This window comes from Nonomuraea sp. NPDC049486, from assembly GCF_040676925.1.
Classification (GTDB): Bacteria; Actinomycetota; Actinomycetes; order Streptosporangiales; family Streptosporangiaceae; genus Nonomuraea; species Nonomuraea ferruginea.
Genome location: NZ_JBFAPV010000012.1, coordinates 291,100 through 308,435 on the forward strand (window position 1 = coordinate 291,100; position 17,336 = coordinate 308,435).

Annotated in this window: 20 protein-coding genes and 1 riboswitch; of the genes, 11 read left to right on the forward strand and 9 right to left on the reverse strand. The window is 71.9% G+C overall.

The genetic code is table 11. The annotated features are described in order from the left end of the window. Positions 1-32 precede the first annotated feature (32 nt). Positions 33-1,187, forward strand: a complete 1,155-nt coding sequence (locus AB0K05_RS32035; RefSeq protein ID WP_364234093.1) for an MFS transporter — start codon at positions 33-35, stop codon at positions 1,185-1,187. A 4-nt stretch (positions 1,188-1,191) separates the two neighbouring features. Here the strand turns inward: AB0K05_RS32035 and AB0K05_RS32040 are convergent, their stop codons facing one another. Both AB0K05_RS32040 and AB0K05_RS32045 read right to left on the reverse strand, forming a co-directional pair. Further along, the gene (locus AB0K05_RS32040; RefSeq protein WP_364234095.1) at positions 1,192-2,382 is read right to left on the reverse strand and encodes a TerC family protein; all 1,191 of its coding nucleotides are present in this window, start codon (positions 2,380-2,382) and stop codon (positions 1,192-1,194) included. Between the two features lie 61 nt (positions 2,383-2,443). Next, positions 2,444-2,875, reverse strand: coding sequence for a VOC family protein (locus tag AB0K05_RS32045; protein WP_219551770.1), 432 nt, complete (start codon positions 2,873-2,875; stop codon positions 2,444-2,446). 60 nt (positions 2,876-2,935) lie between these two features. Between AB0K05_RS32045 and AB0K05_RS32050 the strand changes: the two genes are divergently transcribed. The 4 genes from AB0K05_RS32050 to AB0K05_RS32065 all read left to right on the forward strand — a co-directional run bounded on the left by AB0K05_RS32050 (position 2,936) and on the right by AB0K05_RS32065 (position 5,264). Continuing rightward, complete coding sequence (locus tag AB0K05_RS32050; protein ID WP_364234098.1) at positions 2,936-3,742, forward strand: MBL fold metallo-hydrolase; 807 nt, start codon at positions 2,936-2,938, stop codon at positions 3,740-3,742. A 45-nt stretch (positions 3,743-3,787) separates the two neighbouring features. Beyond that, complete coding sequence (locus AB0K05_RS32055; RefSeq protein WP_246641318.1) at positions 3,788-4,390, forward strand: PadR family transcriptional regulator; 603 nt, start codon at positions 3,788-3,790, stop codon at positions 4,388-4,390. Between the two features lie 107 nt (positions 4,391-4,497). Next, positions 4,498-4,872 carry an SgcJ/EcaC family oxidoreductase gene (locus tag AB0K05_RS32060; RefSeq protein WP_364234101.1) on the forward strand — a complete coding sequence of 125 codons (375 nt, stop codon included), beginning with the start codon at positions 4,498-4,500 and terminating at the stop codon, positions 4,870-4,872. Next, on the forward strand, positions 4,869-5,264 hold the full coding sequence (locus AB0K05_RS32065) for a hypothetical protein (protein WP_364234104.1): 396 nt from the start codon (positions 4,869-4,871) through the stop codon (positions 5,262-5,264). The genes AB0K05_RS32060 and AB0K05_RS32065 overlap by 4 nt, the downstream gene beginning before the upstream one ends. On the opposite strand, the gene AB0K05_RS32070 is transcribed toward AB0K05_RS32065, so the two are convergent. The 7 genes from AB0K05_RS32070 to AB0K05_RS32100 form a co-directional block, all read right to left on the reverse strand. After that, a complete protein-coding gene (locus tag AB0K05_RS32070) occupies positions 5,265-6,662 on the reverse strand; it encodes an LCP family protein (RefSeq protein ID WP_364234106.1) in 1,398 nt (465 codons plus the stop codon). Positions 6,663-6,794: 132 nt separating this feature from the next. Beyond that, the gene (locus AB0K05_RS32075; protein ID WP_364234109.1) at positions 6,795-7,280 is read right to left on the reverse strand and encodes an MSMEG_6728 family protein; all 486 of its coding nucleotides are present in this window, start codon (positions 7,278-7,280) and stop codon (positions 6,795-6,797) included. 28 nt (positions 7,281-7,308) lie between these two features. After that, positions 7,309-8,133: an alpha/beta hydrolase gene (locus tag AB0K05_RS32080; protein WP_364234111.1), complete on the reverse strand. Its 825-nt coding sequence runs from the start codon at positions 8,131-8,133 to the stop codon at positions 7,309-7,311. Between the two features lie 43 nt (positions 8,134-8,176). Then, positions 8,177-8,860, reverse strand: a complete 684-nt coding sequence (locus AB0K05_RS32085; protein WP_364234114.1) for a phosphatase PAP2 family protein — start codon at positions 8,858-8,860, stop codon at positions 8,177-8,179. Further along, complete coding sequence (locus AB0K05_RS32090) at positions 8,847-9,578, reverse strand: phosphatase PAP2 family protein (RefSeq protein ID WP_364234117.1); 732 nt, start codon at positions 9,576-9,578, stop codon at positions 8,847-8,849. The genes AB0K05_RS32085 and AB0K05_RS32090 overlap by 14 nt, the downstream gene beginning before the upstream one ends. 23 nt (positions 9,579-9,601) lie before the next feature. Continuing rightward, a complete protein-coding gene (locus AB0K05_RS32095; protein WP_364234119.1) occupies positions 9,602-10,285 on the reverse strand; it encodes an ATP-binding cassette domain-containing protein in 684 nt (227 codons plus the stop codon). Continuing rightward, a complete protein-coding gene (locus tag AB0K05_RS32100) occupies positions 10,282-10,491 on the reverse strand; it encodes a hypothetical protein (RefSeq protein WP_364234122.1) in 210 nt (69 codons plus the stop codon). Before AB0K05_RS32100 ends, AB0K05_RS32095 begins: the two co-directional genes overlap by 4 nt. 111 nt (positions 10,492-10,602) lie before the next feature. Here AB0K05_RS32100 and AB0K05_RS32105 point away from each other — a divergent pair, with 111 nt between their 5' ends. The 6 genes from AB0K05_RS32105 to AB0K05_RS32130 all read left to right on the forward strand — a co-directional run. Next, a complete protein-coding gene (locus tag AB0K05_RS32105) occupies positions 10,603-11,829 on the forward strand; it encodes a sensor domain-containing protein (RefSeq protein WP_364234124.1) in 1,227 nt (408 codons plus the stop codon). After that, positions 11,817-12,455 carry a response regulator transcription factor gene (locus AB0K05_RS32110; protein ID WP_148035823.1) on the forward strand — a complete coding sequence of 213 codons (639 nt, stop codon included), beginning with the start codon at positions 11,817-11,819 and terminating at the stop codon, positions 12,453-12,455. Before AB0K05_RS32105 ends, AB0K05_RS32110 begins: the two co-directional genes overlap by 13 nt. A 383-nt stretch (positions 12,456-12,838) precedes the next feature. Beyond that, positions 12,839-14,845 (forward strand): polysaccharide lyase 8 family protein, encoded by a 2,007-nt coding sequence (locus tag AB0K05_RS32115; protein WP_364234127.1) that lies wholly within the window; start codon positions 12,839-12,841, stop codon positions 14,843-14,845. Positions 14,846-15,035: 190 nt separating this feature from the next. Then, a complete protein-coding gene (locus AB0K05_RS32120) occupies positions 15,036-15,473 on the forward strand; it encodes a CBS domain-containing protein (protein ID WP_364234130.1) in 438 nt (145 codons plus the stop codon). Then, positions 15,470-16,756, forward strand: coding sequence for an ArsB/NhaD family transporter (locus tag AB0K05_RS32125; RefSeq protein WP_364234132.1), 1,287 nt, complete (start codon positions 15,470-15,472; stop codon positions 16,754-16,756). The genes AB0K05_RS32120 and AB0K05_RS32125 overlap by 4 nt, the downstream gene beginning before the upstream one ends. Positions 16,757-16,968: 212 nt before the next feature. Beyond that, a riboswitch (cyclic di-AMP (ydaO/yuaA leader) is annotated at positions 16,969-17,117 on the forward strand. A gap of 13 nt (positions 17,118-17,130) precedes the next feature. Then, the coding region (locus AB0K05_RS32130) for a hypothetical protein (RefSeq protein ID WP_364234133.1) at positions 17,131-17,336 on the forward strand (206 nt) is incomplete at its 3' end.

A 17,336-nucleotide genomic window follows, 5' to 3' on the forward strand; every position in this document is an offset into this window, starting at 1 on the left:
GTGGATGATCTCTTCCAGTAGCATCGGCGGACGTGTCGGTCGTGCGCGGTCCCGTCCTCCTCTCGTACGTCGCCTTCGTCCTGGTCGGGGTGAGCGCCGGGGTCGCGGGGGTGCTGCTGCCCACGCAGATCGCCGACTACGGCGTCGACATGGCGACGATCGGCATCACGTTCTTCACCTTCTCCGCCGGTTACCTGCTGGCCGGGTCGACGTCCGGGACGCTCGTGCAGCGGTACGGGACGCGGCTGGCGCTGCTGGCGGGCGCGGGCTCGTTCGTGCTGTCGGCGTTGGTGCTGGGGGTGCGGCCGTCGTTCCTGGTGTTCGTGGCGGTGCAGGTGGTGGCCGGTTACGGGACGGGGCTGCTGGAGGCGGTGCTCAACGCGTACCTGGCAGGGCTGCCGTCGGCGACCACGCTGCTCAACCGGCTGCACGCGTTCTTCGGCGTCGGCGCGCTGGTGGGGCCGCTGCTGGCGACGTGGATGCTGACGTTCGCGCCGTGGAACGCCGTGTGGCTGGTCCTGGCCGGGCTGTTCGCGCCGCTGACGGTGGCGTTCGGGCTCACGTACCCGAAGGAGGCGGCCGCGTCGCAGGAAGAGGGGGCGCGCAGCGGGCTGCTCGGCACGGCGCTGCGCTCGCCCGCGGTGGTGCTGGCCTGCGCCTTCCTCGCCGTGTACGTGGGGCTGGAGACGGCCGTGGGCAACTGGGGGTTCACGTTCCTGGTGGACGAGCACGCCCAGGCCGCCGAGGTGGCCGGGCCGATGGTGAGCGGCTACTGGCTGGGGCTGACCGCCGGGCGGTTCCTGATCAGCCCGGTCGCCGCCCGGCTCGGCTGGACCACGGCGGCCATGGCGTACGCGTGCCTGGCCGGGATCGCGGCGTCGGTGGCGCTGATCTGGGCGGCCCCGGCCGGTCTGGTGGCGGGCGCGGGGCTGGCGCTGCTCGGGTTCTTCCTCGGGCCGGTGTTCCCGACCGCGATGGCGGTGGTGCCGAACCTCACGGAGGCCAGGCTGGTGCCCACCGCCATCGGCGTCATGAACGGCGTGTCGGTCGTCGGCGGCGCGGTGTTCCCGTGGCTGGCCGGGGCGGTCGCCGAAGGCGTCGGCGTGTGGACGCTCATGCCGTTCTCGCTCACGCTGGCCCTGGTCCAGCTGGCGATCTGGCGCCTGCTCATGGCCCGGACGCGCTGACCGCTCACCTCGGCCGGCGGGCCTCCTCGGGCCCGTACTTCTCGTGGACCCGCCGCAGCATGTCCATCAGCTGCTCGTCCTCGCGGATCTTCGCCCGGTACTTCTCCGGCAGCCTGCGCAGCTCCTCCTCCTCGTCCTGGAGCCTGCGGTAGAAGTGCGCGCACTCCTCCGGGGAGCACTCCTCGTCCAGGAGCCTCGTGGCGTAGCGGCGGGTGGCCGAGGACATGTTCTGCGCCCGGCCCTTGGTGCTGGCCAGAGAGGCGACGACGGTGATCGTCAGGAGGGTGACGATCACGATCAGGGACAGGCCGGTGGGGATCTCGACCACCGGGACGGGCTCGCCGTCGTTGATGAACGGCACGTTGTTCTCGTGCAGGGCGTGCAGGAAGAGCTTGACGCCGATGAACCCGAGGATCGCGGCGAGCCCGTACGAGAGGTAGATGAGCCGGTCGAGCAGGCCGTCGATGAGGAAGTAGAGCTGACGCAGGCCCAGCAGGGAGAACGCGGTGGCGGTGAAGACCAGGTAGACGTTCTGGGTGAGGCCGAAGATGGCCGGGATGGAGTCGAGCGCGAACAGCAGGTCGGTGCCGGCGATGGCCACCATGACGAGGAGCATCGGCGTGAGGACGCGCCTGCCGTTCTCGACGGTGGTCAGCTTGTCGCCGTCGTAGTGCTCGGAGGTCGGCAGGAAGCGCCGGGCCAGGCGGACCACGAAGTTGTCGCCCTTGTGGCTCTCCTCGCTCTCCGGCCTGACCAGGTGTCCGGCGGTGAAGAGCAGGATCAGGCCGAAGATGTAGAACACCCAGGCGAACGTGTTGATCAGCGTCGCGCCCAGGAAGATGAACCCGGTCCGCGCCACCAGCGCGAACGTGATGCCGAACAGCAGCACCTTCTGCTGGTCGGCCCTGGGCACCCGGAAACTCGCGATGATGATCAGGAACACGAACAGGTTGTCGACCGAGAGCGCCTTCTCCGTGACGTAACCGGCGAAGTATTCGGCCCCCATGTCGCCGCCGCCGAAGACCCACACGCCGAGCCCGAACACGACGGCGATGCCCACGTAGGCGGCCGACCAGACCGCGGCCTCCCTGAGCGTGGGGATGTGCGCCTTGCGTACGTGGAAGACGTAGTCGAACAGCAGGAGGCCGGCGATCCCGAGGACCGTCAGCCACCATATGAGCGCCGGCACATCCACGTAGGCCCTCCAGATTCCGGACAGAGATCCTTCTGTTACCCCTCGCCGGAGAACTCACGCATCAGGCGATGCAGAGCTCGTTGCCCTCCGGGTCGATGATCGTCACCCACCGGGTGGGGCCCTGCCGTCCCTCGTGGAGCACCTTCGCACCCTTGCCGACCAGCCGTTCCACCTCGGCGTCGATGCTGCCGGCCCCGGCGCGGACGTCGAGGTGGATCCGGTTCTTGACCGTCTTGCGCTCCGGCACGAGCTGGAACAGCACGCGCGGGGCGCGCTCCAGCCCGCCCGGGTGGCGGATCGCGGTGCCTTCCTTCCACACCAGCGCGCCCTTGTGGAACCCGGTGTCGGCCTCGGTGGCGTGGCCCTGCACGATCTGCCGGCGGATGAACGCCTCGTCCTGCCGCTCGACCTGCCAGCCCAGGGCGTCGGCCCACCAGTCGGCCAGATTGTGCGGGTCCTGTGAGTCGATGACCACCTGGATGTCGTGCGCCATGTGCCGATCCTAATAAGGTCTTTTCATCATGACTTCGGTACGCCGCTCCGGGATCGCACCATGAACGAACCATGGCAGGAAATCGGCGATCAGGTTTACGTCCGCCGCCACGAGTCCTATGACATGAACGTGGGCCTGGTGGTCGGCGACGGCCAGTGCCTGGTCCTCGACACGGGGATGTCCCACCGGGAGGCGGCCGACCTGGTCGCCGCAGTCCGCCGGGTCACCGGCAGCCCGTGGACGGTCGTCAACACGCACGCGCACTTCGACCACTACTTCGGCAACGCGATGTTCGGCCCGGCGGAGATCTGGGGACACGTCCGCTGCGCCGAGGAGATCGAGCTGCGCGGGGCCCACCACCGGGCCGGCGTGGTGGCCGCGCTCGGCGAGGAACGGCGGGCGGAGCTGGAGGAGGTGCGGATCGTGCCTCCCGACCACGTCTTCACCACGGCCGCCACGCTCGACATCGGCGGCCGGATCGTCCACCTGCGCCATTTCGGGCTCGGCCACACCTCCGGCGACATCGCGGCGCACGTGCCCGACGCGGGCGTGGTCTTCGCGGGCGACCTGGTCGAGGAGGGCGCGCCCCCGGCGTTCGGCGACGCGTACCCGCTCGACTGGCCCGACACCACGGCCAGGATGCTGCGCGACATGCGCGAGCAGGTGTACGTGCCGGGCCACGGCGCGGTCGTCGGCCGCGACTTCGTGATCGGGCAGCACGAGGAGCTGTCGGTGGTGGCCGAGCTGGCCCGTCGCGCCCACGTGGAAGGGCTGCGCGACCTCATCGGGAAGTTCCCCTATGACGAGGACGTCACCCGTACCGCCATCGGCAGGGCCTTCGCGCAGCTCGACGGAGAGCTTCCCTGAAGACGGGCATTTCGCTATAGTGCATATTGCACTATTGAGGGAGGCATGATGGCACGACGCCACGACCTGGTGGGGCTCACCGTCCTCGCCATGCTCTCGGTACGCGCCAGCCACCCTTACGAGCTGCACCGTTTCATCGTCGACACGCACAAGGACTACGTGACCGGCCTGCCGAGGAGCCTCTACCACGCGGTGGACCGGCTGGCCAAGGACGAGCTGATCACCCCGGCGGAGACCGGTCGCGAGGGCCGCAGGCCGGAGCGCACGGTCTACGAGATCACCGACGAGGGCAGGCAGGAGCTGACCGTCCGGATGCGCAGGCTGCTGGAGCAGCCGGAGCCCGACCGGCGCACGTTCGTCGCCGCCGTCTCGATGATCGGGGTGCTGGCTCCGGAGGCCGCGCTCAAGGCGCTGCGCACCCGCACGGCCGCACTCCAGGGCTCGATCGGGGGCATCGACGCGCACCTGGCCACCCTGGCCGAGAACGGGCTGCCGGAGATGCTCATGCTGGAGCTGGAGTGTGACCGCGCCCTCTACGGCGCCGAGCTCGACTGGGTGCGCACGGTCATCGGCCGCATCGAGCGCGGCGAGCTCGACTGGTCGGGCACGGTCAAACAGTCGCTGATGGAGCAGCTGCTCGACGAATGAAGCGGCCGCCGGAGTGCGCCAACACCCCGGCGGCCATCCGAACACGGCGCCTGCCCTGTCCAGACTCGCAGTCTCAGGATAGGCGCCGCCGACCACGGGAGTGTGCCATGTCCGCTGAGATCCGCCGGTTGCTCGACCGCGTCTACGAGATCTGGAACACCGGTGACGCCGCCGCCTACGCGGCGCTGTTCACCGAGGACGCCGACTACATCACCTACTTCGGCGCCAACTTGAAGGGCCGGCAGGCCATCGAGGACGCCCACCGGCAGCTGTTCACGATGCCGATCAAGCTGGAGAGCCGGGGCGAGCCCGCGATCAGGGAGCTCGGCGACGGGGTCGCGCTGGTCATCGCCACCGGCGGCTCCACCGTCGACGGCAAGCCCGAGCCCGAGCGCGACTCCGTCCTCACCTACACGGCGGTCCGGACGCCGGAGGGCTGGCGGTTCGCCTCCTTCCAGAACACCCGGGTGAGCCGGCCGTGAAGAAGCTCGTCACGGAGGTGTCGGGCGTCGTAGAGGCGCCCGCCGCCCAGGTGCGCGCCGCCCTGGCACGGGCTCTCCTGCCCGGCGTCAGGGACGTCCACGGGCGGTTCACCGTCCAGGACGCGCCGGGCCACACGTCCACGGTCGAGGTCACCGGCTCGGTGATCGCGTTCCAGGGCGGCTGGTGGTACCGCGGCGAGTGGTCGCTCGCGCCGCACCCGTCGGGGACGCTGCTGGTGCACCGCGTCTACAACGTCGCCCGGCGGGCGCGCTGGGGCGTGGGGCTCGCCAACCGGTTCTTCGCCGGCTTCGCCGAGGAGACCCGCCGCTCCTTCACCGACACCCTCACCCGCCTCGGCGCCGACCTGGGGACCCGCACCCGGGTGACCTGATCAGGTGGCGGCGCAGGTGTCGTGGGTGGCGTCGAAGCCCTTGAGCGCCTCGCTGTCGGCCGGGTCCAGGGGCTTGAGGCCGCGCCAGTCGTCGCCCACCACCAGCACCAGCCGGGCCGTGCGGGCTCCCGGCACCGCCCGCGGCGTGGCCGTGCGCACGTCGCGGGCGAGTGTCGGCACGCGCGCCTCGCCGTTCGTCCCGTACAGGATCACGGACTTGCGGTACGGCTTGCGCGCGGTGTCGCCGACCTCGGTGACGTGGTAGCCGCGCTGCTCCAGCGCCGCCGCGACCTCGGTGGCGATGCCGCGGCGGTAGGTGCCGTTGCGCAGCTCCACCGCCACCTCCGACCGGGGCACCCGGGTCTGGCCGCCGCGCACGCCGTCGAGGCTGCCGTCCCTGGCCACGATGCGGAAGAGCCGGTCGGCCTGCGGGCGCTCCCACTCGACGCGGCCCGGCTGGGTCGTCGAGTAGTGCCAGGGCGTGGTGATGAAGCGGATCCGGCCGGCGTTCAGGCCCTGGAGGCTCTCGGCCAGGTCCTTCATGACGCCGAGGGTGAAGTCGGGGTCGGTGGTGACGGCCCGCGTGCCGGCGTCGAGGAAGCCGATCAGCCGGGCCGGGTCGGTGAGCGTGTCGCCGCTCATCACCTTCTTCACCATCGAGGCGATGAACCGCTGCTGCCGCTGGATCCGCCCGATGTCGGAGCCGTCGCCGAAGGAGTAGCGGGCGCGGACGTAGCCGAGCGCCCGCTCGCCGTTGAGCGTGTGGCGGCCGGCGGGCAGGTGGAGCATGGCCTTGTCGTCGTCGACCCGGCGCGACAGGCACACCTCGACGCCGCCGATGGCGTCGACCATGCTCTTGAACCCGGAGAAGTCGACCTTGACGAAGTGGTCGATGTGGATGCCGGTGAGCGACTCGACGGTCTTCCAGATGCAGGCGATGCCGCCGTTGTTGAACGATTCGTTGATCATGCCGAGGTGCGGCTGCTGGCCGGAGTGGCCCTCACGGGGGCGGCAGGCGGGCAGGCGGACCACCGAGTCACGCGGGAAGCTGACCACGACCGCGTCGTCGCGCCGGGACGACAGGTGGGCCAGCATGATCGTGTCGGTGCGCTCGCCTTCGATGCGGTGGCCGTAGCGGGCGTTCTTGCCGTCGCGCTGGTCGGAGCCGACGATCAGCACGTTCACGGAGGTCATGGCGACCTTGGGCGGGCGGGTGGCGCCCAGCTCGCCGGTCACGTCGATGTGGCGGACGTTGCCGGTGAGCTTGAGCACGACGCCCACTCCGGCGGCCGTCACCAGCAGCACGGTCGCACCGGCGCCGACCGCCAGCCGCCGCAGCCAGCGGCGGCGCGGCGGCGAGCTGGAGGTCGGGGGCGCGTCGATGAGCCCGCTGGTCACGAGACTCCCCAGGGAGACGGGGCCGCGGGTGGCAGCCCTAGGCGCGTGGTGGGTCCGGCCGAACGATAGTACTGAAACGGACCGGGTGTGGTGTCCGTATCGGTCGACTGCCGGTATACGGAGCGTCACCGCTCAGCCGTCGGGCATGCAGGCGGGCGGGCGGCCCGAGGTCGGCCACACGTACTCCAGGTCGTCCGGCTCGTCGCCGAAGATCGGCCGGTAGAACGCCGGGTCCTTGCGCAGCAGCGCCGAGCGGTGGCTGAGGTGCAGGGCGGGGTCGCCCAGCCACGGCGGCAGCTCGCCCGTCCCGGCCAGCTCCGCCTGACTGCGCGCGGCCGGGGTGCCGCAGTGCTCGGCCAGCTCCCGCGTCAGGGTGCCCGCGCAGGTGTCGGCCCGGCCCAGCGAGCACCAGTGGCGGCACACCTCCAGCCCGTAGCGCACCAGCGCCTCCTCGAACCCGGCCCACATCTTCACCACCGGGTGGTGCCGCCAGCCGTAGCCGGGCACCGTCAGCGCCCGCAGCACCTGCAGGCACTCCACCCGTTGCTTGCCCAGCCTGAGCGGGTCCAGGACGTCCGCGGTGCGGGCGAAGTCCGGGTAGGGCAGGAAGGTCTGCATAGCGGTCTCCCTGCCCTGGCCAGGGTGTTCACACGTGCGCGGTGAGCCACGGGCGGAGCACGGGCAGCACCGCGGCCGGCTGCATGGCCCGCGCGTGGTCGAGCCCGTCGAGCACCACCACGTCCCAGCCGAGCGCCTCCAGCTCGGCCCGGCGGCGGACGACCGGGCCGGCGATGTCGACGCGCGTGCCGCCCCACCGCTCGTCGTACTCGATCACGTCGGCCGATCCGGCGAAGCACAGCCTCGGGCAGGTGACCGCCCGCTGCGCGGCCAGGTCGTCGAAGTCCTGGAGCGCCTCGTACAGGGTGACGAACTGCCGCGCCTGGCCGTCCGACATGTCGACCTCCACGGTCGACCAGTCGCCGGGGGTGGCTTCCTTGCCGGTCGCCGACCCCACCATCGCGAGGGTCGCCCTGGTCACGTCGAGCATCTCCGCGTACGGGCCCTCGACGGGCGGGTAGCCGCCCATGACGAGCCCGTCGAGCCGGTCGGTGCGGATCGCGAGCTGCAGCCCGCTGAGGGCGAGCCAGGAGTAGCCGTAGTAGGCGAACCTGCCGGCTCCCACGGCGTCGGCCACGGCCAGCAGGTCGGCGGCCACGTTGTCCGGGGTGAGCGTCGCGGCCTTCGGGTGGGCGAGCACGTGGCCCTCGTAGTCGAACGCGGCCACCCGGACCTGGTCGCCGAGCCCTTCCATGAGCGAGCGCCCCAGCGCGGGGTCGGCGCCCCAGGCGCGCATCGCCTCGGCCTGTGCCCCTTCGGCGGGCCTGGGGTTGACGGGCAGCAGCAGCGTGGGACCGGCGCCGTGCACCACGATCTCGATCGTGCTGCCGTCGTGCAGCCTGGCTTCGGGCATGACATCTCCATACGCCGTAAAGGATTCTCGACGAGAGAATACCTTAGGGCGTAAGGAGATCGTCCATGGCGCGGCGGCGGTTCGCCGTGGCGGGGGCGGGCCGGTACAGGATCGCCCGGGCCGCGACCAGGACGCACACGGTCCCCAGCAAGAGTCCCCACACGGTGTCGCTGACGAAGTGCATCCCCCGGTACAGGCGCGAGATCGCGACCGCGAGCGCCGCCCCCACGGCGACCACCCACACGGCCACCCGCAGCACGGGATGGCGCGTCCGCGTGGACAGCACCAGCGCCAGCCCGCAGTAGAACGCCACCGCGGCGCTGGTGTGCCCCGACGGGAAACTGGACGTGGGCGGGGCCGGGTCGAGGTGGGGCACGTCCGGCCTGGTCCGGTCGATGACCGCGGTCGTCGCCAGGAAGATCAGCGACTGGCTCCACACCGCCGCGACCAGGAAGGCGGACTCGCGCCAGCGCCCGAAGGCCCACCGGAAGGCGAGGGCCGAGATCGCGGTGAGCGCCACGATGTACGGGGTGTCCGACAGGCTGCTGCCGAAGTCGGTGGCCGCGTTCCACGGGCCGGTCCGCCCGGCGGCCAGCATGTCGCTGACGGCGGCCTCACCGGTGGGCACGGAGAGGATCAGCTCCCCCGCCGCGAAGGTCACCCCGGCCATCAGCGCCAGCGGCAGGACCAGGGATAAAGCGTAGTATCGAAGATCAGTAACGGTCATGTCCCGTCCTCACCGCCTCGGGTTCCACTCCCTCCAGATGCGGCGACGCCCGCTTGCGCCCCTGCTGCCGCCGCCAGGTCTCGAACGCGGCCACCGTCGCCGCCAGCACGGCCACGCCGAGCACGACCCCGCCCAGCACGTCGCTCACCCAGTGCACGCCCAGCGCCACCCTCGTGTACGAGACGGTCACGATCATGAAGACGGCCCCCGCCCACGCGGCGGCCCGTCCCCACGCGGGCAGATGGGGCAGGGCGAGCAGCAGCAGGATCCCGGCCCCGAGCGTCGCGTGCAGCGCGTGGCCCGACGGGAACGCCATGCCCGGGGCGAGCGCCACCGGATCGGGCAGGCTGGGCCTCGCCCGATCCACGATGATCTTCAGGAGCCAGCCGACCAGGCCGCCCACCACGATCGTGGTCACCGCCCACAGCGCCGCGCCCTCGCGCCGCCGCCGCCACAGCCAGACCGCCAGCACGAGCACGACGGCCCGCCACGACCACGGCCCGAACACGTCCGTCCACACGATGAGCAGGTCCGTCGCCAGAGGGTTGGCCCGCGCGTACACGTGCAGGTCGTGCGCCACCCGCGCGTCCAGCGGGTTGAGCGGCAGCTTGGCCAGCACGAGCAGCAGCATGAAGGGGATCGTGAGGGTCACCACCGTGACCGACGCGATCGTCAACCTGATGGGCAGCCCGTGCTCACCCCTGAGTCGCGTCGCCATCCACCGCCGCATGAGGCTCGCGGCTACCCCCAGCCGCGCGCCTCATGCGCCGCCCAGCCGCCGACGACCTTTCCGCCTGCCATCGTGAGCGTGTCGTGGGCCCGCGCGGCGGCGTCGCGCGTCGCCATCACCACCGTCTGCCCCAGGTCCTCGGCCAGCTCCGCGAGCAGATCGAGGACCCGGGCGGCGGGGCCGGGCCCGAGCCCTCCAGCGGGCTCGTCCGCGAACAGGACCGCGGGCCGGGCCGCGAGCGCCCGGACGACGGCGGCCCGCTGCCGCTGCTCCCCGGACAGCTCGGCGGGCCGGAGATGGAGCCGGTCGGCCAGCCCCGCCCGGCCGACCAGCTCCCGCAGCCACGCCCGGTCCGGGCGGAGCCGCGCCAGGCGGAGCGGCAGGGCGAGGTTCTGCTCGACGGTGAGCGACGGCAGCAGGTTGCAGGAAGGGAAGACGTGACCGGCGTTCGCGCGCCGCCACTCGTCACGCTCGGTCTCGCCGAGAGCGGTGACGTCCACGCCGTCGACGGTGACCGTGCCGGAGGTGGGCAGGTCGAGGGCGGACGCGCAGTGCAGCAGCGCGCTCTTGCCCGACCCCGGCGGCCCCACCACGGCGAGGAACCGCCCGGCGGTGACGGTGAGCGACACGTCGTCGAGCGCGACCGTCCCGCCGTGGAACTTGCTGACGTGCTCCAGAGTGACGGCTCCGGTCACGCGCCGCGCCTGTTCCGGTGGTCGACGACGAGGCCGGCGATGCACGCCAGGGCGAGCACGCCGGTGGCGGCGCCGACGAGCATGCCCCACCCGCCGACGGCGTTGGCGACGACGTTGGCCGCGACGCTGACGACCAGGCCGGTCCACAGGGCCATACGCGGCATGACGGACTTCTGGGCGGCGGAGGAACTGTATGAATCAGTCATGGCGGCAACGTTAGGAACGGCGCAGCCCTCGGAGAATCCCGCCCGCTGCCCTCTCCGCGGTACAGCAGGCTGGAGTGACGGCCTGTCCGGTTGTCCGTAGATTGGCCGGTGATGATGAGAAACGCCGTCGAGGCGCTCGACCGCCTCGCGGGCGGCCTCGGCACCGCCGTGCTCGCCCTGGCCACCGTGGCCTGCTGGGTGATCGTCGGCACGGCGTCGCTGTTCTGGATCGGCCTGCCGCTGCTGCCCTCGGTGATGGCGATGACCAGGGTGGTGGCGGACAAGGAGCGGGTCAGGCTGGGCCGCTGGGGCGAACAGGCGCTGAGCCCGTACGAGACCTCCATCGAGGACCTGACCTGGCAGGACGCGGTGCGCGCCGCCCGGCGCGACCCGGCCACCTGGCGCGACCTGCGCTGGCTGTGCCTGCACGCGACGTCCGGCCTCGTGCTGGGGCTGCTCGGCATCGCCTTCCCGGTCATGGCCGTGCGGGACCTCTCGTTCCCCCTGTGGTACGGGCTGCTTCCCGAGACCGAGACGACCAGCACCATGTACCTGCCGGTCGACTCATGGACGGGCATCGCGGGCACGGCGCTGATCGGCCTGGTCTGGGCGCTGCTCAGCCTGACGATCGGCCCCGGCATGGCCAGGCTGCAGGCGCTGCCCGGGCGGCGGCTGCTGCCGCCGCACCCGTCGGTCGACCTGTCGCACCGGATCGCCCAGCTCACCGCCACCCGGGCAGGCGCTCTGCAGGCGCACGCCGCCGAGCTGCGCCGCATCGAGCGCTCGCTGCACGACGGCGCGCAGAACCGGCTGGTGGCCGTGGTCGTGCTGGTCGCGGCCGCCAAGCGGGCGCTGGAGCGCGATCCCGCGACGGCCGGCCCGGTGCTGGACCGCGCCCAGGAAGCCGCCGAGACGGCGCTGACCGAGCTGCGCGGCGTGGTGCGCGGCATCCTGCCGCCGATTCTGCAGGACAGGGGCCTGGCGGGCTCGCTCGCCGCGCTGGCCTCCGACTGCCCGGTGCCGTGCAAGGTGTCGGTGGGCGAACTGGGCGCGCTGCCGCTGTCGGTGGAGACCACCGCGTACTTCACGGTGGCGGAGGCGCTCACCAACGTGGCCAAGCACAGCGGCGCCACGCACGCCCGGGTGGCGCTGCACCGGCGCGGCGACACGCTGCGCGTCGAGATCGAGGACGACGGGCACGGCGGCGCGGCGGAGCGGGACGGCTCCGGCCTGACGGGCATCCGCCGCCGGGTGGCGGCGCACGACGGCGTCCTCACCCTGGACAGCCCGGCAGGCGGGCCGACGAGAATCGAGGTGGAGTTGCCGTGCGTGTCGTGATCGCCGAGGATGACGCCCTGTTGCGCGAAGGGCTGGCGCTGCTGCTGGGCGGCGAGGGGTTCGAGGTGGCCGCGGCCGTGCCCGACCCGGACGCGTTCATGAAGGCGGTGGCCGAGCACCATCCGGACGTGGCGGTGGTGGACGTGCGGATGCCGCCCACCCACACCGACGAGGGCATCAAGGCGGCGGTCGAGGCCAGGCGGCTGCACCCGGAGCTGGCGGTGCTCGTGCTGTCGGCGTACGTGGAGCAGGCGTTCGCCACCGAGCTGCTGGCCGGCGGCGCCAACGGGATCGGCTACCTGCTGAAGGAACGGGTGGGCCGGGTCGGCGAGTTCATGACCGCGCTGGAGCGGGTGGCGGCCGGCGGCACCGCCATCGACCCGGAGGTGGTGGCCCAGCTCTTCACCCGCCGCGACGGGCCGCTGGACCGGCTCACCGCCAGGGAGCTGGAGGTGCTCGCGCTGATGGCCGAGGGCCTGGGCAACACGGCCATCGCCGAGCGGCTGGTGGTCACGGAAGGTGCCGTGCACAAGCACATCCGCAGCATCTTCGCCAAGCTCGACCTGTCACCCGCCGACCGCGTCGACCGCCGCGTCGCCGCCGTCCTCCACTACCTGAACGCCTGACCCCGGCCCTGCCCGTCGCCTCCGGCGGATCGTCGGCCCGAGAAGCCCCACGCATGCGCCGGGAGGATGTCCCGTACACGAGCCCGACCAGCGGACGCGGTGTCTTGCCCTGGATGGAGTGGCCGCTCGTAAGGGGTGCCGCTTGGAGGGTGGGGTGGTCTCCCGGAGGATGCGTGCGCTGCCTCGAAGGGGTGCTTGACCAGGAGCGCACTTTCTGCGGGGTTGCGCTGCGCACCTGGAGGATGGGTTGTTTCGCGGTGGGGGTGGATGGGGTCCGGGTGTTGGGGGCGGGGTGTGATAATCCGTGCGTGGTGGGGTGTTCCAGGCGGGCGCTGTTATGGGCGGGGGTCGGGGCGCTGGTTCCGGCTCGGAGCGGGGGGAGTATGTCGCCTGGGGCGTTCGCGGGGGTGCGGCGGCGGTGGCGGGAGGTGACCGTCGATCCCGCGTACCCGGTGGGGCCGGCGAGGCGGCGGCTGGCGGAGATGGCGCCCACCGGCCGTCATCTGTGGCCGGATCTGCCGTACCCGTCCCTGAGCGCGACCCCGGGGCGGCTGCTCGCGATGGCGCGGGCGTACGCGGTGAGCGGCGACGCGCGGCTGCGTGCCGGCGTCGAGACCGGCATCGGCCACTTCTGTGAGCACGTGTACGCGGCCGGCGCGGACCCGGTGGGCAACTGGTGGGACTGGGAGATCGGCGCGCCGAAGCGGCTGCTCGACGCCGCCGTCCTCGTCGGCCTGTCGGGGCGGCAGGGCGGCGCGTTGCTGGAGGCCGTCGACCACTTCGTCCCGCCCGACCGGCTGAGCGACTACGGCGGCACCAGCACGGGCGCGAACCGGGTGGACCTGTGCCTGGTGACGCTGCTGCGCGCGGTGCTGGGCGCGGACGCGGCGCGGGCGGACCTCGCGGTGCGGGCGCTCGCGCCGGTCTTTCGGTACGTGACGGAAGGCGACGGCTTCTACCGGGACGGCTCGTTCCTCCAGCACGACACCGTCCCCTACCAGGGCGGTTACGGGCTCGTACTGCTGGAAGGGCTGGCGACGCTGTTCGCGGTGCTGCGCGGGAGCCCGTGGGAGGTCACCGACCCGAACAGGCGGATCGTGTACGACAGCGTGGAGCGGTCGTTCGTCCCGTTCACGCACGCCGGTCACGTCATGGACCTGGTGAGCGGCCGGGGCATCGCCAGGGACCCGTCCGGCGGCGAGCTCAGGTTCCGCCGCCTGGCCGGCGCGGTGAGGCGGCTGGCCCTCACCGCGACGCCCGCCGAGCGCCGCCGCTGGCGAACCCTGGTGGACGGGGCCGGCGAGCAGCCCACCGGACACCGGCTGTTCCCGATGAGCGCCCGCGCCGTGCACCGCGCGCCCGGCTGGTGCGCGGCGCTCAGCATGTCCTCCGACCGGATCGCCCACTACGAGCACGGCAACGGCGAGAACCTGCGCGGCTGGCACACCGGCTCGGGGATGCTCTATTGGTGGGGCGAGGGCCACGGGGCCCACTACGCCGACGGGTTCTGGGCCACCGTCGACCCCTACCGGCTGCCGGGCACCACCGTCTCGACCCGGCGGCTGCCCGACGGCGCGGGCGAGGCGTGGGGCGGCGCGTGCCCGCCGTTCCGCTGGGCCGGCGGCGCCACCGACGGCCGTTACGCGACCGCCGGCCAGCACCTGCGCGGGCTGGAGTCCACGGTGGAAGCGTTCAAGTCGTGGTTCTTCCTCGACGACGCGGTGGTCTGCCTGGGCGCGGGCATCACCGGCAGGGACGGCGCGCCGGTGGAGACCGTGGTCGACAACCGCCGCACCGCCGCGCTCCTCACCGTGGACGACGCGAACGGCTGGGCCCATCTGGCGAGGCACGGCGGCTACGTCGTCCGCGACGGCGGCGTGCTGCGCCGCCTGCGCGAGCACCGGCCGGGCGGCGGGATGACGCGCCCGTACGTCACGCTCTGGCTCGGTCACGGGCTGGACCCCGGCGACGCCCGCTACGACTACCTGCTGCTGCCGAACGCCACCGTGGCGGCGACCAGGGCCCGCGCCGCCGACCCCGGATGGGCGCGGGTGCTCGCCAACACGACCTCCCAGCAGGGCGTGCACGTGCCGTCGGCGGGGGTGACGGCGGTCAACTTCTGGCAGCCGGGCACCGCGGGCCCGCTGTCGGCGTCCGGGCCGTGCGCGGTGCTCGTCACCGAGCGCGGCGACGGCTCGGCCACCGTCACCGTGTCCGACCCGCGCCGCGACCTGACGGAGCTGACCGTCACCTGGAACCGCCCGGTGGCGGCGGTGACGGGACGCCCGGCGGCCTTGACAGGGGCGCGGACGGGACGGCGGCTCACGCTGACGTTCGGCCCGCTGCCGGACTCCGCGTCGGTCACCGTCCGGCCGGGCGGAGGCGGGTGAGATCTCGCGGCCTCTGACCGGCGGAAATTTCTCACACCCGGAGAGCCACGACGCGTGCGGCCCGAGTAGTTTTTCAGATCGGACCCCGGCCGTGATAGACGTCTCATGAGATGGTCTTGCAGGATTTGGCCAGCATGAGCTGGTAAGTCTGGTCGGCAGGTCCTAGATCCACCGAGTCAAGGATGTGCCCATGCGCGCCAGAGACCTGCTTGCCGACTATCCCGTCGTGACCCTTGAGACGCCTGTGCTGGAGGCGGCCCGGTTGCTCGCCGAGCAGGATCTGCCCGGTCTGATCGTCAAGAACGACGACCAGCTCACCATTCTGCCGGGCACGGAAGCACTGCGACTGGCCGTGCCGCGCTACATCATGGACGATCCGGCGCTGGCCCGGGTGGTCGACGAGGCGCACGCCGACGAGTTCCTGCGCGCGCTGGGCAGTCGCACGGTGCGCGAGGTGCTGCCTCAGGAGCGGCGGGAGCTGCCCGTCACCGATCCTGACGCGACCGTGCTGGAGCTGGCCGCGCTGATGGCGCGCACCCGCAGCCCGTTGGTCGCGATCGTGGACAAGGGCCGGTTGCTGGGTGCGGTCACGCTGCAGGCGCTGCTGGACAGGATGCTAGGCACATGAGCCCGCTCGCCTGGGCGAGCGTCGCAGTGTTCGTGTCCGCCTACGCGCTGATCGCCACCGAGAAGGTGAACCGGGTGGCGGCGGCGCTGGGCGGGGCGTGGGTCATGCTGTTGATCCACGCGACCAACGCCGGGTCGGCGTTCTTCTCCGAGCATGCCGGGATCGACTGGAACGTCATCTTCCTGCTGCTCGGCATGATGATCATCGTCGGCGTGCTGAAAGAGACCGGCGTCTTCGAGTATCTGGCGATCTGGGCGGCCAAACGCGCCCAGGGGCGGCCCTTCCGGCTGATGGTCCTGCTGGTCCTGATCACGGCCGGGGCGTCGGCGCTGCTCGACAACGTGACCACGGTGCTGCTGATCGCGCCGGTGACGTTCCTCGTGTGCGAGCGGCTGGCCGTGTCGCCCGTCCCCTTCCTGATCGCCGAGGCGCTGGCCTCCAACATCGGCGGCGCGGCGACGCTGGTGGGCGACCCGCCGAACATCATCATCGCCAGCCGGGGCGGGCTGAGCTTCAACGACTTCCTCGTCCACATGGCGCCCATGGTGATCGTGCTGGTCGCGGTGTTCGTGGGGCTCTGCTGGCTCATGTGGGGCCGGACGTTCCGGTACGACCCGGACCGGGCCGAGGAGGTCATGGCGCTGGACGAGAAGGAGGCGATCGCCGACCCGCGGCTGCTCTGGCAGTCGCTCGTCGTGCTGGTGCTGGTGCTGGCGGCGTTCGTGCTCCATCCGGTGCTGCACTACGAGCCGTCGGTGGTGGCGCTGCTGGGCGCCGGCGTGCTGGTGGCCTTCACCAAGGTGACCACGGAGAAGTCGCTGGCCGAGGTGGAGTGGCCGACGCTGGTGTTCTTCGCCGGGCTGTTCGTCATGGTCGGCGCGCTCGTCCACACCGGAGTCATCGACCAGGTCTCCAGGGCCGCCGTGGAGGCCACGGCGGGCCGGTTGGATGTGGCGACGATGGGGCTGCTGGGCGGTTCCGCCGTGGTGTCGGCGGTCGTGGACAACATCCCGTACGTGGCCACGATGAGCCCGATCGTGGCGGAGCTCGTGGCGGCGCAGGGCGGTGAGTCGGCGCAGGTGCTCTGGTGGGCGCTGGCGTTCGGGGCCGACCTGGGCGGCAACGCCACGGCGGTGGGCGCGGCGGCCAACGTGGTCGTGCTGGGCATCGCGGCCCGCAACGGCACGCCGATCAGCTTCTGGCACTTCACCAAGTACGGGGTGATCGTCACGGTCGTCACGGTGACCCTGGTGGCGCCGTATCTGTGGTTCCGATACCTGTAGAAACCCCCGCAAAGGTAAAATATTCGCCCCGAAAACCCCTATGCCATAGGGGATCCCGTCGTCGGGGCCCGTCCCGCGCTTGCCCTTTCCCTTGCGCGACGATTACCTTCGGACCCATCGATGGCACGCGCTTGAGCAGCGCTTTTAGGTAAGCCCCCGCGCGTTGCCGATGAATTGCCGAGACCGCGCCCACCCGCGCACGAAGCGGGAACACGGCGCGGCCGCCGAATCCGCCCTCTGGCGGAACCGGGGACCCACCTTTCTCTGGGGTGAATCGGTCGCTCTCCACCAAGGGCGCACCGTAGGGCACTTCCACGCCCGAACCCGACAGCTAACCCGGTAGGCGGCATGGAAGCAAGGAGCAATCCCCGAGCATGGTCAAGCACATCTTCGATCGCATCCCGTCCACCTCCCGCCTGGCCCTGGGCGCCACCCTGGCACTCGGCGCCGCCTTCGCCGGCACCTCCGCCGCCGCCACCTCCGCCGCCGCCTCCCCCTCCCAGCCGCACCCGGTCGCCCAGCAGCACAGCAGCGCCGGCCAGGCCACCGCCGTCAGCGCGAGCACCGTCCTTCAGGTCGC